Origin of the sequence: Bradyrhizobium sp. 179, from assembly GCF_023073535.1 — a bacterium.
GTDB lineage: Bacteria > Pseudomonadota > Alphaproteobacteria > Rhizobiales > Xanthobacteraceae > Bradyrhizobium.
The window spans coordinates 17479-33035 of sequence record NZ_JADPJR010000036.1; the positions used below are offsets into that span (position 1 = coordinate 17479).

Annotated in this window: 9 protein-coding genes; all 9 read left to right on the forward strand. The window is 59.3% G+C overall.

Annotated elements, in window-relative coordinates:
- Window positions 1-349: 349 nt before the first annotated feature.
- The 9 genes from IVB12_RS08740 (at window position 350) to IVB12_RS08780 (ending at window position 15051) form a co-directional block, all read left to right on the forward strand.
- Complete coding sequence (locus IVB12_RS08740) at window positions 350-3259, forward strand: DUF499 domain-containing protein (RefSeq protein WP_247297741.1); 2910 nt, start codon at window positions 350-352, stop codon at window positions 3257-3259.
- A gap of 858 nt (window positions 3260-4117) precedes the next feature.
- Complete coding sequence (locus IVB12_RS08745; protein WP_247297743.1) at window positions 4118-6718, forward strand: hypothetical protein; 2601 nt, start codon at window positions 4118-4120, stop codon at window positions 6716-6718.
- The gene (locus IVB12_RS08750) at window positions 6715-10293 is read left to right on the forward strand and encodes a helicase-related protein (RefSeq protein ID WP_247297745.1); all 3579 of its coding nucleotides are present in this window, start codon (window positions 6715-6717) and stop codon (window positions 10291-10293) included. The genes IVB12_RS08745 and IVB12_RS08750 overlap by 4 nt, the downstream gene beginning before the upstream one ends.
- Window positions 10290-10691: a hypothetical protein gene (locus IVB12_RS08755; RefSeq protein WP_247297747.1), complete on the forward strand. Its 402-nt coding sequence runs from the start codon at window positions 10290-10292 to the stop codon at window positions 10689-10691. Before IVB12_RS08750 ends, IVB12_RS08755 begins: the two co-directional genes overlap by 4 nt.
- 71 nt (window positions 10692-10762) lie before the next feature.
- On the forward strand, window positions 10763-10987 hold the full coding sequence (locus tag IVB12_RS08760) for a hypothetical protein (RefSeq protein ID WP_247297750.1): 225 nt from the start codon (window positions 10763-10765) through the stop codon (window positions 10985-10987).
- A gap of 23 nt (window positions 10988-11010) precedes the next feature.
- Window positions 11011-11337, forward strand: a complete 327-nt coding sequence (locus tag IVB12_RS08765; protein WP_247297751.1) for a hypothetical protein — start codon at window positions 11011-11013, stop codon at window positions 11335-11337.
- Window positions 11338-11612: 275 nt separating this feature from the next.
- Window positions 11613-12737: a hypothetical protein gene (locus IVB12_RS08770; RefSeq protein ID WP_247297753.1), complete on the forward strand. Its 1125-nt coding sequence runs from the start codon at window positions 11613-11615 to the stop codon at window positions 12735-12737.
- A 599-nt stretch (window positions 12738-13336) separates the two neighbouring features.
- Window positions 13337-14530 carry an XRE family transcriptional regulator gene (locus IVB12_RS08775; protein ID WP_247297755.1) on the forward strand — a complete coding sequence of 398 codons (1194 nt, stop codon included), beginning with the start codon at window positions 13337-13339 and terminating at the stop codon, window positions 14528-14530.
- Window positions 14518-15051 (forward strand): DUF4411 family protein, encoded by a 534-nt coding sequence (locus IVB12_RS08780; RefSeq protein ID WP_346658491.1) that lies wholly within the window; start codon window positions 14518-14520, stop codon window positions 15049-15051. The genes IVB12_RS08775 and IVB12_RS08780 overlap by 13 nt, the downstream gene beginning before the upstream one ends.
- Window positions 15052-15557: the final 506 nt, after the last annotated feature.

The following is a 15557-nucleotide window of genomic DNA, read 5'->3' on the forward strand; positions in this document are numbered from 1 at the left end:
ATTGGCTTGATAAATTCTAGTAAACTCGGTCGCGGTCCCCAAACTAGCCCCCAAATACTACCGAGCGGAAGGGCTGACAGCCGGAAAGCAATCGCTAAGCACCAAGAGTTTTTCGCCGACCCGCAGCTCTCCACTTTTTATCCAGATGTAGCCCACCGTTTAGGGCCCATAACTATTTTCGATGCCTCAGCCCCATTCGGTGTCAGGCCAGGGGCCGTGACCCGTCTTCGTCCGAGGACTCGGAGCCAAGCATCTTGTCGACACCTGCAGCAATTGTGGGTACCGGGCGAGACAACGTGCGGCTTCCCGGGCTAAATGACGTTCGCAGAGGCAAGGGTGGGCGATTGCAATGGGCGTGAAGGACGGCAGTAAACCTCGGGAGGATGTCCGCCAGGGGGAACTAGACGATGCCATCTTTGCCGCGAGCTTCGGCAAGCTAATCCGCGACGAAGGTCCGGATATTTACCGAAAGGCAGATCGCTTTTTTCAGAACACGCATCCTACCGCTGCCCTCTCCAAATTGTGCCGCGATGTGTTCGGCCGCCTTGCTTCCACCGCTGAAGGCGGCGCGGTACTCCGCCTTTCCACTGGGTTTGGCGGCGGCAAGACGCATGCGTTGATGACGCTTTGGCACTTGGCGAAGAACATCAGCAACCCGACCATCGGAACGGACCTGCTACCTCCAGCTGGCCGACCCAAACATGTCAGAGTGGTCGGCATCGATGCGGAGGGTGCCGGTTACCCCGTCTTTGCACGCCATGGCAATCAGGAGGCAAAGAGCCTTGCTGCTGAACTAGCGTTTCTGTTTGGCGGTGACAGCGCCTTGAACGCCTTCGGCTCCACAAATTCAGCTGCAGCCTCGCCAGACTCAGCCACGGTTGAGAAAATGCTGCCGGATGAGCCGATCCTCATTCTGCTCGATGAGCTGGTCCTGTATATGGCGAAGCTAACGCAACAGGAGGTCGGCAACGTCGTTGGCTTCCTACGGACGCTTATGACAGCCATCGTCACGCGCAAGCATGCTGTCCTTGTCATCACGGACCCGAAAGATCAGCCCGCTGACGCTGAAAACTCAGCTCGCCTCGCGCAGCTCGCGCGAATGATGGAACAACAGACCGGGCGTCAAGCAACCGTCATTGAACCGATTGGGGACGAAACGGCGCAGGTTATCATCCGCCGTCTCTTCGAGAGTGTCGATGCTGGAGCAGCCGCTAAGGCGTCGGCCAACTACCACGCGCTATATCAGCGGGTCGCGGAAGAGCATCCGACGCTTGTTCCAGAGGAGGTGCGCTCGACCGCTTATGCTGAGCGGATTCGGACTTGCTACCCCTTACATCCACGCTTGCTAAAGACGGCCGAAGAGCGGCTTCGCGTCCTTCCTGATTACAATCTTTCGCGCGGCACCTTGCGGCTGTTCGCGAGGCTGATTCGCGGAGTCTGGGACGATCCAAAGCGCAATCCTGAGCTGATCACTGCTGGCGATATCGACTGGTCCAACCGAACGATCCAGGCCGATCTCTTGGAGCGCCTTGATCGCGAGAAGTTCCGTGCAGCGGTTAGCGCTGATGTTATGGGGCATGCTTGCGAGCTGGACCAGAACGAATGGGGCGTACATCGCCGAGTAGCTTCAGCTCTATTGCTTGAGAGCCTGCCACTCGAAGCGCACAGCGGATTTGCCCCGGCAGACCTCACGGTAGCTGTCCTTCGTACAGACGAAGCCGGCATTGAACCCGGCGAAGCGCTGGACCATCTCGCCGGCTCCTGTTGGCACATCTATCCGATGAGCGGCTCCGCCAATGCTTGGCAATTCCGTTATGAGCCGAACATTCTAAAACAGATTGAAGAGCGCATGAGCCAAGTCCCGCGGGCGGACGCGCTGGACCGGCTCAAGACTGATGTCCAGAAATCGTTTCAGGGCGCGCTGGCGAAGCTCTTGCCTTGGCCGCCGAATGCGAAGGCAGTGCCAGAGCGTCCGGAACTTCAGCTTGCCCTCTGTGAGAGCGAAGACATTGCCAAATCGGTAGTCACCTATAGCGACGATACGGCTGGCGGTCAGGTTATGCGCACGTACCGCAACGCGATTGTTGCAGTCGCCCCTGATGCCACCAGCCTGGAACAAGCGATTCAGCGTGTCCAGCGACTCAAGGCAGCTGAAGAGATCGAAGACGAGACGCCCAATTCCGAGGCCGGAAAACTCGCTCGCGAACAGCTAAAAAAGCAAAAGCCGGAGCTGATAAAGGCTGCCCGCCTCCAAGCAGCCCGCACCTTCAACCGGCTTGTGCTCGCTGATGGCAGTCTGCTGACCATTGACGAGCGATTCATCGTCCCACCTGAAGGATCGCCTTTGCAGCTGCCCTCCGGCCAGGATGCAGTTCGAGCCTTCATCGAAGACCGCAAGCTCATCTACGCACCATCTGATAGCCTCGCACCCGACTACTTCGTCGATCGAGTCTTCGATGGTGCTACCCCGCTTGCAGACTCGACGGAGGTTCGTAGCACTGCAAGCCTTCAGCGCCGATTTCTCGGTGCGCAAGGTCTCAAGTTGGTGAGTGATCCTAGCGTGATCCGCGCTTCGATCCTACGTGCCGTCGCCGAAGGACGCTTAGTGGTTCGGCAGGAAGACGGCGTCGCATTCGACAAGCTCGGCGCCGTTCACATGGCGAATGGCATTCGCCAGCGTGATTCGCACCGCAAGCTCACAACTCTCCCTATGGACGAAACGACGCATGTGGCGGGAGCGACGAGCACAGCTGCGAAAGAGTGGCTGAGGATCGATGGCTTCCAGGAGGCTCCCAAGCCCGGCGATTTGCCTTTACCGCCTCCGCCGCCGAAGGCCTCGGGTCCGACCACTACGGCAGACATGGCAACCACTTGCCAGCTCGCCGACAAGCGCCGCCTGCTCCAGCTGCGAATATCGTGTGTGTCTGCTGGAGATGCTCAAAAGGTGCTGGGGGCAACGCAGCCACTCGGAGCTGCCGTTGTTCAGATCGAGGCCGAACTAACGGGTGACTTGAAGGATGGTGGCAGGCTCAGTTTTCATGTCGCGGAAGCGAAGATCTCAGCGGCCATTAAGCCGTTGACTATGGCCCAAACGCTTGGCAACGCGATGGCGCCAGGCGGTAGTATCAGTGTGGCGGTCGTTCTTGGCTTTGGACCGGAGGGCAAGCCCGATCTCGGTGCTCTGCTGCGTACAGTTGAAATGCAACTGCCTGAAGGCAGCACGATCGAGGCCCGCTTTGCGGCAGTATCGGAGGTCTGAACGTTGGCGAGTCTTCGTGTACAGGCTACGCGCGCCGCACCTTTCGCGATTCGACTAGTTCAGCGCAGGGATGGCCTCGCCGGAATCGTCTATCGGCGGCGCGTGAATGATCGCATGGAGGAGCGCTTTGATCGGGTCGCCGCATTGTCGCCTCTTGCACTGACGGCGGCCAGCGGATTGCTTCGCAGCGCGGTGCGAGCCGGCGGTGGCTCGGCCAAGTTGGAGCCGGGACCGTTTCGGCCGATCGATGCTGATTGGGGCGCTCGAGTGGCCGGCTTCGCCATAGTTGCACGCGGTCTTAGAGACGCTCGACGCCTTTCCAAATCGGCTGAGCATTTCCGCGCAGCGGACCCAGCCGAGGCGGCGGCCTGGTTCGGGCGTATGCAGGACGGGCGCGGACTGCGGTGGGTTCGTGCATTGAGAATCATCACAGAGGCGGTGGCATAAATGGCTGGCGAGAGGGGGGCGGAGCGGCCGCGCCTATTGATTGAAGAGTGGCTGCCCGCAGGTGCCATTGGTGTGGAGTGCATACGGGAGCGCAGTACTGGGCAACAACCGCCCGATAAGCGATTTCATGTCTGGTGGGCGCGACGTCCCCTGTCAGCCAGCCGCGCTGCAGTGCTTGCAAGTATATTGCCGGCGGATTTCCCGCGCGATGTATTCGAACGCTTGATGGGCTTCTATGGGTCCGCGGATCGCGTCATGAAAGCGGAGGATCTGTTGGTCACTGCTCGGGCCGCGGGAAAAAAGATTGAGAATCCACATGGACCACGAGCTTTCCGGTCTCCGATCCATTCTAGGGACATAGCGATAGCACATCAGGCTGCCGCGCGCATTTGGGGACATCTCCCCACCGTTATGGACCCGATGGCCGGTGGCGGCGCCATTCCATTGGAAAGTGCACGCCTGGGCTTCCCAACGCTGGCCAATGAGTACAACCCGGTAGCATGCAGCATACTGGAAGCGACTTTAGAATATCCCTTTCGCTTCGGCCCGGCTCTCGCCCAGACAGCGCGGAAGTGGGGCGAGGCGTGGCGCAAGCGCTACGTCGAGCGCATGGAGCGGTTCTTTCCGACTCCGAAAGATCAGAACAATGAGGCGATGCTACCGCCGCTTTGTTACATATTCGCACGCACTGTCGCTTGCCCAACAACCCGACATCAGACGCCTCTGGTACCAGACTGGCACTTATTGAAGCCGAAGGGCGGCATTCCCCTCGTGGCTAATCCGGTTGTGAACAAGAAGGCTGGCAGCTGGACGGTCGAGATTCGCTCTGTCGGCGTCGGCCGCGATGCTCTGAGCGAGGCACCGCAGCGGACCTATAGTAAGGGCAAGGGCATCAGCCTCTTTACTGGAGAAGTGATCCCTGCCGACTGGATCAAATCGCAGGCTTTGCAGGGAAATATGGGCAGCGCCCTATACGCGGTTGCCTTGAAGACCCCACAAGGAGTGAAATTTCGACCGCCGCTACCAATTGACGAGGAGGCGCTGGAAGCAGCAGAAGCTCAACTTGCGCAGTGGCAGGGCGAATGGGAAGCGAAGAACTTACTCCCAACGGAGCTTATTCCGGACGGCTCAAAGACGAAAGAGCCAATGCAACGTGGCATTAAGCGATGGGCGGACATGTTTAGTCCGCGCCAGTTGCTGAGCCTTGGCGTGCTAATGGAAGAGCTTCATGCCCTCCGGCCGAAAATCGTTGCCGAAGAAGGACCAGAAATGGGTGAGGCGGCGGCACATCTGCTGGCATTCGCCATCGATAAGTTTACCAATTACAACAGCGTTCTTGCTTCCTGGCATACGTCGCATCAGGTGATTCGCGGTGTATTTGACCGTCATGATTTTGCGTTCAAGACCACGTTCACCGAAATGGCGCCCATACAACCTGGCAGCGGATTGCATTGGGCTATCTCAAACGCGGTGGATGCCTACGAGCAGATAGCAAAACTACCTAAGGCGGCTGCAGCATCAGTTGCCGTAACGTCACAGGGCTCAGCAACCTCCCTAGTTCACCTGAACGATCAATCTCTCGACGCCGTGATCGTTGATCCGCCTTATTCCGACAACGTCCAATACAGTGAACTAGCAGATTTTTTCTACGTATGGCTCAAGCGGAGCCAAGGTCATCGCCGGCCTGAGTGGTTCTCCTCGATAGTGTGTGAAAACGCTCAAGAAGCGGTCAAGAACGATGCTCGCTTCCGCGCGAACGTAAAGAAGGCCAAGGAAGCTGCTGTTCTGGCCCAAGCGCACTATCAGCAACTGATGACCGATGTGTTTGCCGAGGCCAAGCGCACACTTCGGCCCGAAGGCGTCCTGACAGTGATGTTCACTCACAAAAAGCAGGAAGCTTGGGAAGCTCTTTTCGAATCGTTGATCGCAGCTGGATTTATAATCACGGCTACGTGGCCGGTGAAAACAGAAAGCGAGCACAGTCTCCATCAGGCCAAAAAAAACGCGGCCCAGTCCACGGTCATCCTCATTGCTCGTGTCCGCGCGCCCGGCGCGGGAACCGGATATTTCGATGCTAGGATGCAGGCTGAGATCAAAGCTGCAGCAGAGCGCAGCGCAGAGCATCTCGCTTCCGAGCGTCTGAACCCAGTTGACCAGCTCGTGGGCAGCTTCGGTCCCGCTATGACGGTCTTCTCTGCTTACGACCGGGTAAGGACTGACACTGGAGAGACAGTCGGCGTAGGGCGAGCGATCGACATTGCCGCGGATGCAGTGGCGAACTGGCGAATCCGTCAGCTCGCCAAGGGCGGTCTCGCTGGTGTCGAACCCGAGGCCCAGTTCGCGCTGCTCTGCTGGGCGACGCTAGGCGCGGCGGAATTTCGCTTCAACGAGGCTAAGCTGCTTGGTCACGCCGTCGGCATGGATGTTGCAGCACTGGAGGAGGCCGGCCTAATCACGCGCAAGGCCGACAAAGTCAACATTCTCTCTGCCGCAGGACGGAGGCGCGAAGGGCCACTCCGCGATGAGGAGGCGCAGCAGCTTCTCTTTGGTTGGAGCGCCGGCGATGGCAAGAAGCTGAAGCGGGCTGATGCCCTAAAGATCCATCCGCGAGATCCAGCGTTCCGCACGCATCTCGACCGTGCCCAGGCCCTCGCGCTTGTCTATGCCGATGCGGGCGGCGGAGCGCCGGGCATCGGCGCTGCAAAGGGCTTCTGTGCGCGCCACAGCGTAAAGCCGGGAGATGCCACGGCACGGTTGATCGAGGCGCTGCTCCAGGCCGCTCCCCTCGCCGTTCGTCGCCCGAACAGCGAAATGGCTGGAAAATTTCCGGAGTTCCTCGCGTGGCATGCAATGCTAGAGCCGCTGTTCGGTATCAACCCTCCGGATTGGGATGAGAAGGGATCAGACCAGCAAGCTCTTGAACTGCTCGCGCGACCCGATGATGAGGAAGAAGAGGAAGGCACGGAGCCGGACGAGGACGATGAGGCCGAGGAGAAAGAGGACGAGGAATGAGCCTGTCGCTCCGCGAAGTAGACTGGCCTCGCTTTCTGCGCGCTCCAGACGGGCAGCTTGCCACTCAGCTCTATGAGCCGGCTCTCAAGCGCGCGGTGCGCTATGATCGCTGCTGCGCCTATTTCTCCTCTTCAGTTCTCTCTGCGGCAGCCGCCGGCTTTGGCGCGTTCATCCAAAGGGTGTTGGATGGCGCAGCCACTGAGAAGCCAGCAATTCGCCTGCTCGTAAATGAGGAGCTATCAGAAGACGACGTGAAGGCGCTTCTCGACGCAGGAAAGGAAACGCCACTAATTGATGCGTTGTTGTCACGGTTCGGAAGTCCTGCTTCCGCCCTTCAGAAGCGACGCCTGGAGATGCTGGCTTGGCTAGTTCGCGAGGGCTGGGTAGTGGTCAAGGTCGGCCTGATGCGGCAAGGCGATGGCATCCTGCACGCTAAGTTCGGGCTTTTCGTCGATCCGCAAGGCGACGCTGTGGTTTTCTCCGGCAGCGGAAATGAAAGCGCCAGCGGTCTCCGACGCAACTACGAGAAGCTGGAGATCAGCGGGAGCTGGACCGACGCCGAGCGTCACGACCATTTTCGCGAGGAATTCGCCACACTTTGGTCGGGCCAAGATCCCGCTGTCGTTACCGTTTCGTTGCCAGAGGCTGTGCGCGACAAGCTGATCAAGCTCGCGCCCGAAACCAGGCCGCCCACCGAGGGTGAAGACAATCTCCCGCGACAGCGCGCAGCTATGCTTTGGCAATATGCTCTCGCCTCACCGTTCTTTGCCGAAGGCGGCGCTGCAACCTGCGATGCGATGGCTCCTGTGGCGCTCTGGCCTCATCAACGCCACGTCGTCCGTGAGACCGCCGAGTCTTGGCCGAACGGCAGGTTACTGTGCGATGAGGTCGGAATGGGCAAGACCGTCGAGGCGATTTTGGCGCTTAGACGTCTGCTCGCGGGTCGCGGCGTACGCCGTGTCTTACTGCTGCCTCCGGCGAACCTCCTGCAGCAGTGGCAAGGCGAGCTTCGCGAAAAGGGGGGGCTTTGGGTGCCGCGTCTCGAAGGTCCCCGCACATTGGTCTGGCCCGACGGTTCTCGGCAGCAGGTGTCCGGTCTTGCTGAGGCATTACAGCAGGACTTGCTGCTGTTGAGCCGTGAAACTGCCCGAACAGAAACCAATCTGCCGCTCCTTTTATCCGCTCAAGCTTGGGACCTTGTGCTCTTGGACGAAGGCCATGCCGCCCGCCGCGCCAGTCAGATCGAAGGTGAGTTCAACACACCGACACTCCTTCTTGGACTATTACGTCGGCTGCAGGCGACCGCTCAGGCGCGAAGCATAATGGTGCTCTCGGCAACTCCGATGCAGACCCATCCTTGGGAGCCTTGGGACCTGCTCCAAATCCTAGGAGAGGGCGGACTTTGGCTTTCAGGCTTTCACATTATCCGGCGTTTCTACCAAACTGTTGCAGACCTGCAGAATGGAAAGCTTACGCGCCGGGAGGCTACGGGGCTCGCTCGCCTTCTTCTTGCGACAGCGCGAAGGCCGACATCACCTCCCGAGCTGAACCTTCCGCCAATCGAGGATACGGACGCATTTGCTAAGGCGCTATGCTTTCTTCCAGCGGCCGCGCGGGAAGCGGCCGTTAATTGGCTCAGGAAATGTTCGCCGTTATCTCATCGGATGCACAGAAATACGCGCCGGACCTTGCGGCGTTACTACGAGATGGGGCTTCTGGAGCGCGCGCCACCCAAACGCGACGTGAAAGAAGATCCATTTGACTTCGAGACTGGAGAGGAACGTCAAGTTTATGAGGCGTTGACGCGGTACATCGACCGGCGGTTTCAGGAATTGGAGGTTCAGAAGCCAGGGAAGGGCTTCGTGATGACTATTTACCGACGCCGTGCGGCCAGCTCTCCCTTCGCATTGCGTAAAAGCCTTGACCGGCGCTCAATCGGGTTGAAGGCAGTTATCGCACAACGAGCTTACGATGATACGGTAGTGGAGCTTGATGACGCAGAGGAGCTTGAAGACCTTCTTAACGTGAAGCTCACCTCAGCCCTTCCCGAAACCCCAGACGAAGCTCGGGCCGAATTGACTGAGGTGGAAGAGCTTCTTTCGCGCATCGACAGCCTGGGCGGGTTGGACACAAAACGCGACCGCCTCGTTTCATGGGTGAAGAGAATTGCAGCAGATGGTCGGAGTGTGCTGGTCTTCACCGGTTATGCCGACACAATGGAGTATCTTCGTGATATTTTGGTCGGTGCATTTGGCCATGCAGTCGCATCCTACTCAGGCGATGGAGGGGCGTTCCGCCTTGGCACAGAATGGAAACCCGCTTCGAAAGATGCCGTCACCAAGAGCTTGCGCGACGGCAGAACGAAAGTGCTCGTATGCACTGACGCGGCGAGCGAAGGCTTGAACCTTCAGGCTGCCGGAGCGCTCGTTAACTTCGATCTTCCGTGGAACCCCTCGAAGGTGGAACAGCGCATTGGCCGCGTGGATCGCATCGGCCAAGAGCAGCCGGTGCTTCCGATCGTTAACCTCTATCTTCAGGACAGTGTAGACGAGCGAGTTTACCGAGCGCTCGCGACACGTTGTGGCCTGTTCGAGACCTTTGTAGGTCCTATGCAGCCAGTCCTCTCCCAGGCGATGAGGATGCTCATCGGCCGAGAGCATGTGAATGAAGAATCACTGGCGAAGACCGCTGAAGCTATCAAAGCAGATCCAGCGCTCATGCAGGCCTATCCGGAGGATGATGCGCTGCCCGCTCCGATAGAGCGAGGGCTTATCGGACCAGAGCATGTAGGCATTCTTCTCAGTGCTCTCGACGGAACCGACATATCCGTGAATGCCGAATCCAACGGGGTGCATCGGATAGGCGATGGGCCACTGCGCATCGCGACTCACTCGTCCGGCGTCGAAACACACGTCCATGCGAGTTGTGTGGACGGACTCGATGCGCGTCAGTGGGAGCTGTTGCGTCAACTCCAACAACCAGGCGAGCGGCTACCCCTGGTCGTTGTTGCCGCAGAAGAGGACGGGTTTCGGGCGATGGCCTGTGGCTGGGCGACGGCGGAAAGAATGCGCGCTATACGATCGTTCGCCGAACTTCAGACCCTGCTCGCTGAATGGGACGGGCTCGAAGTTCCCAAAGGAGCCTGGCAAGAGGCCCGCGCAGACCTGCTTGCCGAAGTTCGGCAGCTGGTCGAGGTGGCGGCAGTTCGACGAAGTAAGCTGGAAAATGCGACGCGATCGGCTCAGACCGATGCCGCACGGCTTCGTTTGATCGAAGAGGTGGGCCGAATGCTGATCTGCTTCGAACCTGACACCGACGATCTCAACGGTAAATTTCATCGTCTTGCGAGTGAACGAAGCCCAACGGCAGATCGCCTAAAGACAGTGTTCGCCCGGTTGGGCGGATATCCCGACTGGGACGCATTTCATCTTGCTGATCTTCGGGGGTACCGAGCGGAACTGACGCCAGCGCAGGTCAAAACGCGACTGACGGGCCGCGAATTAGATGCGGCGTTGGCTGATCCGCGGTGGTCGATGGCATCCTCGATTGAACAACCGGGAGCAGTGGCGACATGAGCGACGCCGGGAAGACGGTCGAGACCGACAAGCAACGATCCGCTATACGGCAAATCTGCGCCGCGATTAAGCACTTTCAGAATGGCGAATACGAATGTGCTATCACACTTGCCGCCGCCGGTGAGGGGCAAGTGCCGGAGAGTATGAAATCGTACTTGTTCCGGCTGTTGAAAGAGAAGCTACCCGGCCACGACCACAACGCCTTCAGCAATTGGCTGAAACACCCGACCGGACCAAAAACGGCGACAATTTCTGAACTTGAGGTCGTAGTAATGATTGCGCGCGCCATCCAGAAATTTGTGGCGGCTTATGAGGCCACGCGGCCTGAGTTCGAGGCGTTTAGCAACTGGGCAGTGAACGCAGGTCACATACCGAGGCCGCTGACAGAAAAGGCCTAGCCGCGGTTGCGGCCGCCTTTCCGTGTGCACGGGCGGGCAATCAATTCGCCTAGCGAACAGCGGAGACGCAAATGATTGGAAGGAACGAGTATTCTGGCCAGGACATCAAGACACCGGAAGGCAAGCGCATCTACAACGCGGGTGTTGCGACTGACGGCGCGTATCAGTTGAGAGCGTCGAAGGCCAAGACAGAGAAAGAGCGTAACCGTCTGCTGGCTCAAGGCCGTAAAGCTTTGAGTGACGCCCTCGCTAAGGCGATCGCGTTAAACCCGCCAGCTAGAAAGAAAAGAGTCTGATGATGCCCAGGAAGTGGTGGCGAGTGACGGCTGCAGTCGAGGCGGAAACGATCCGCGAGGCGTTACAGACGCTGCGCCGTGTCGGGACGATGCCCGAAAGCATAGAACAGATAAATGATCTTGGCGGCTACCAAATAGGAACGGCCACCGAAATGCCGTCACCCTGGAAGCCGCCGGCGACGGCCCCGCGCAATGGGGACGAGTTTATAGGCTACGACGCGATCACCGGATTTGCAGAGACGATGCGCTGGGACAAAGACAGGAACGTCTTCGAAAATATGGACCACCACCCGACTAACTTTACGCGATGGATTCAAAAGCCGCCTCAGCGAGAGGACGAGAGTGACTGACGGACACCCCTCATCAGCTTCTGCTTCGTCAGCTCTATCTCAATATGCGCCCGCCCGTTCTGGTGCAGGTCGTGATTTATCCGGCGCTGGCAGATCGACGCGCGAATGCCCTGCTCTTCACAGTCGCCGATCAACAATTTTGCTTTGCACATAATCTTCCTATAACTGCCAATAGAAATCCTAAAAAAGTTGTGGTTTGACGGCTCTGCTTGATTCGAATTTCGACCTGAGGAGACCGACATAGTGAGAGATCTGCCACCCCACGGACGTGTCAAATGCTCCCGTTGCTTTCCCAACGACGCAGTCTGGGGCAATACGAAAATCGAGCGGGATGGATGGATCCTCGAAAACAATCCACTGGCCTGGGTGCGATCAATCCGCGCTACTTAGTACTTGGATTTTCGAAAGGTGCTCGGCAGTGTGAGAAACTACGGGTCGCACCACATAACGAGATTCCGTTTGCGGGCTTCCGACACAACGTTACTGCAATATTGAGAAAACTCGGCTTGATCGGCTTGGAGCAGTCGCTCGACGATCTTATCCGAGACTCAGAGGCCGATTATGCTTTCGGATCCCTGATCCGCTGCAGTGTTGCCTATATGGATCCCGCGACCGGCGCTGCTTCAAAATCGGGCGATATCATCAACCGTCTTTCGCACCGAAACTCCTCCAATGATTGGGCTCTGAATTGCATGAGGCAATTCTTGAGCGAGCTACCCTCAAGGCTTGAGGTCGTGGTGCTGCTATCGAACGATAACGATTACATCGAAGCATGCTTTCGGCAATTGCAATCGCTCCATCCAAGCATGAAGCGGATCAATCGGGTCGCCTACTCAGACGGCCGCGTGACATGGATTCATACTGTGCATGGGACCTCGCTCGCACAGAGCCACATCAATGCATGGCTCGATGGTGGGGACACAGCGCAGGGTCTCAAGCAAAGAGCTGCTGTTGAGGCGGCAAAGCACGTCGTAAGCCGCCGGTCACTATCTACATCGCTTTCAGAGATCGCCGATGCGGCAATCCGACCGCAAAACCGCCCGGCAAAGCCAGTGGAGCCTACGCAGCCCAGAGCAGCCGCGCCGGCCCAAGCTTGCCCTCCAGCTCGCCTCGATCCGAACAGCTCACTCGGACCATCGCAAAGCCCCAGCTGCCCTAGGTTCGAACGGTTGTCCCGTGACGGCGAACTGTTTGTGGCGCATCGGTACGAGGATGGGCTCTATCGAATGGCAAATCCGGCTCTGGGCGCGAAGAAGCATCATGCCGCGAACCAGATAGCAGTGGATATTGGCGCCGTCGCCGGATACCTGAAAAGGGGTTACCTTCTCCGCATGCGGGGCGAGATCTCAAACCAAGTCAATCTCATCTCGCCTTCTGAGATAAGGATCATCGGCGGCTAGTCGTCGCCATCAACCTGCGGATGCCGGCGTACATCTTTCGACAAACAAGGCGCAACGCTAGCCCAACAATGACGCATAGCTAGCTCGACGCCGCGGACTTCGGAGGCAGCATGATATCAAGGTTCACCTCGAAAACGATCCGGATGGGCAGACGCCTGTTTGTGGTCTCGCCGCTTGGGCTGACAGTCGACTTGCCACAGCCTTCCACCGAGCACCTATAGGCTGCACGAAGGGCGAGGGCGGTTTTGACCTTGTGAGGAAAATCGTCTCTGTCTCTGCTTGCTTGGCTGCTCCTCGCTTGCGGAGTCCTATCTCTGACCGTTGGGTTGACCATCGGACAGCTGGCGTAGCCCACGATGGTCTCGGCGGGTCACTCCGGCCGCCCCCTCCAAGTCGAACGCCCTGTGCGCCCTGTGTCGGCCGGCGGCCCTCTAACGATCAACGAAGACGGCGCGGAGTTTGTCGCGCCGGGGGCGCAGCGACTTCATGGGGTCGTCCGGCCGTCCTCGCCCTTGGAGGCAAGGCTGTGCTAACCATGCGGCTATAGGCTCAGCCTTGGCGGACTGGCCTTTTACCGCGTTGATGTGCAAAGATTCGTCATGCCTGCCGTGAACCCACAAATCCTGCGCTGGGCGCGAACCACCGCCGGCCTTTCGCAGGAGGAGGCCGTGCGCAAGCTCAAGATCGCTGACGCCAGGGGTGTTTCGGCGACAGACCGGCTTGCGGCCTTTGAGGCTGGCGAGAACGAAGTCAGTCGGCCGATGCTCCTGAAGATGGCCAAGGCCTACCGCCGGCCGCTTCTGACGTTCTACCTCGCCGCGCCGCCGAGGATCGGGGACCGGGGCGAGGACTTCCGCACCTTGCCCGAGCGCCAGACAACCACCGAAGCGCTGATCGATGCTCTCGTCCGCGATGTCCGCGCTCGCCAGGGCATGGTGCGCGCGATCCTGGAAGAAGAGGAGGAGGCGCAGCCGCTTTCGTGGGTAGGCTCGGCCAGGATGGAAGACGGAGTCGGCAGCGTGCTCGCAAGGGTCCGGCAGACGCTTGGCGTTGATCTGGCCGACTACCGGTCTCAGCCGTCCCCCGAGGCGGCCTTCGCTTACCTGAGGCGTCAGGTCGAAGCGGCCGGCGTGTTCGTGCTCCTGATCGGCAATCTAGGGAGCCATCACACAGCGATCCCCGTGGAGGCGTTCCGCGGCTTTGCCCTGGCCGACAGGTTCGCGCCGTTCGTTGTCATCAACGATCAGGACGCAAAGCCGGCCTGGTCGTTCACGCTCCTGCACGAGCTAGCGCACCTTTGGCTCGGCGCGTCTGGCGTGAGCGGTGGACTGCCCGAGTCGAGGATCGAGCGTTTCTGTAACGATGTGGCCGCGGCCTTCCTCCTGCCGAACCCAGAACTCGAGTTCGTCGGCGTGGACCGAAATCCGGACTTGGCGGAGGCGGCGCGCCTCATCAGCGACTTCGCGACGGCTCGCCATCTCAGCCGTTCGATGGTGGCCTACCGTCTTTTCAGGGCCGGCAAGATCGGCGAGCCGGCGTGGCGTGATCTCACGGCGCGGTTCCGCGAAGAGTGGCTCGCGCAGAGGGCGGCGAGGGGAGAGCGCAGAGGTACCGGGCCGGACTACTACGTCGTGCGCCGGAGTCGGCTCGGGTCCGCGCTCCTTCACTTCACGGCTCGTCACCTCAATGGCGGCACGCTCACCCCCACGAAGGCCGGGAAGGTGCTCGGCGTTAAACCTCGCAACGTCGCGCCTCTCTTGAACGTGGCGGCGCTCGGCGGGTGGGCAGCCTAGCCATGCTGTACCTTTTGGACGCGAACGTCCTGATGACAGCACACGCGACGTACTACCCCGTCGACGCCGTGCCTGAGTTTTGGGATTTCCTGCTTCACCAAGCTCAGGGCGGGCGCGTCAAAATGCCGTTGGAGATATTCGAGGAGGTGCTCGACGGCTCCGACGATGAGGAGCGCGATCTCCTTTATGCGTGGGTTCACGAGCCCGTCCACCGCGAGGCGCTGTTGTTGGACGAAATGGTGAACGAGGCGCTTGTCGCCAGAGTGGTCGCGGAGGGCTACGCGCCCGACCTGACGGACGATGAGCTTGAGCAGATCGGGCGAGACCCGTTCCTGATCGCTTATGGGCTCCAGGCGCCGGCTGACCGTTGCGTCGTGACGACGGAAACGCCTCGGCCAAGCGCAAGACGGCAGAATCGGAAGGTCCCTGACGTGTGCGACACATTCGGCGTCACGTGGTGCAACACGTTCGCGATGCTGAAGGCGCTTGGGTTCTCGACGGGCTGGCGCGCAAGAGCGTAACGGCGCTCGCAGCAAAGTTAACAACGGATGTTTCCGTTGATCGGAGTCGGCGTCGTCAAAACAATCCGGGCTCTAGGGCCTATGACAGCTGCGCACGTCGCTCATTTCGATGCGGCCGACCCACACTAGCGCGCACCACCACAGAACGCTCTAGGGGGCTGCCATAGTGTCGCAGGTCCGTCGCCCAGCACCTCTGCTTTCAATGGTAGGCGACGGACGTGCGTCACACTCCTATTTGAACTGCCGTACGCCCTTAGATGCTGCCGATCATTCGGCAAAAGCAGATGCCCGAATCTCCACCAATGAACGCTCGGACAGACGGAGCGCCTTGAGCTGTTCGAAAAACGCTGGATTTAGCTCTGCATCCGTCATTCGTGCGAAGCTACCGTTGAATCGCTGAGGCCAGCTTGGATGCGCGATCGTGGATTTGCAGAACAACTATTGACACATTGGAGCCAGTTTCAGAATTGTCGCGTGTACGCTACCCGTCGGCCGGAACGTAGCAA

Excerpts from the sequence above, each read along its gene's own strand:
- IVB12_RS08740 (WP_247297741.1), top strand. The coding sequence starts at position 350 with ATGGGCGTGAAGGACGGCAGTAAACCTCGGGAGGATGTCCGCCAGGGG.
- IVB12_RS08745 (WP_247297743.1), top strand. The coding sequence starts at position 4,118 with ATGGACCCGATGGCCGGTGGCGGCGCCATTCCATTGGAAAGTGCACGC.
- IVB12_RS08750 (WP_247297745.1), top strand. The coding sequence starts at position 6,715 with ATGAGCCTGTCGCTCCGCGAAGTAGACTGGCCTCGCTTTCTGCGCGCT.
- IVB12_RS08755 (WP_247297747.1), top strand. The coding sequence starts at position 10,290 with ATGAGCGACGCCGGGAAGACGGTCGAGACCGACAAGCAACGATCCGCT.
- IVB12_RS08760 (WP_247297750.1), top strand. The coding sequence starts at position 10,763 with ATGATTGGAAGGAACGAGTATTCTGGCCAGGACATCAAGACACCGGAA.
- IVB12_RS08770 (WP_247297753.1), top strand. The coding sequence starts at position 11,613 with ATGCTCCCGTTGCTTTCCCAACGACGCAGTCTGGGGCAATACGAAAAT.
- IVB12_RS08775 (WP_247297755.1), top strand. The coding sequence starts at position 13,337 with ATGCCTGCCGTGAACCCACAAATCCTGCGCTGGGCGCGAACCACCGCC.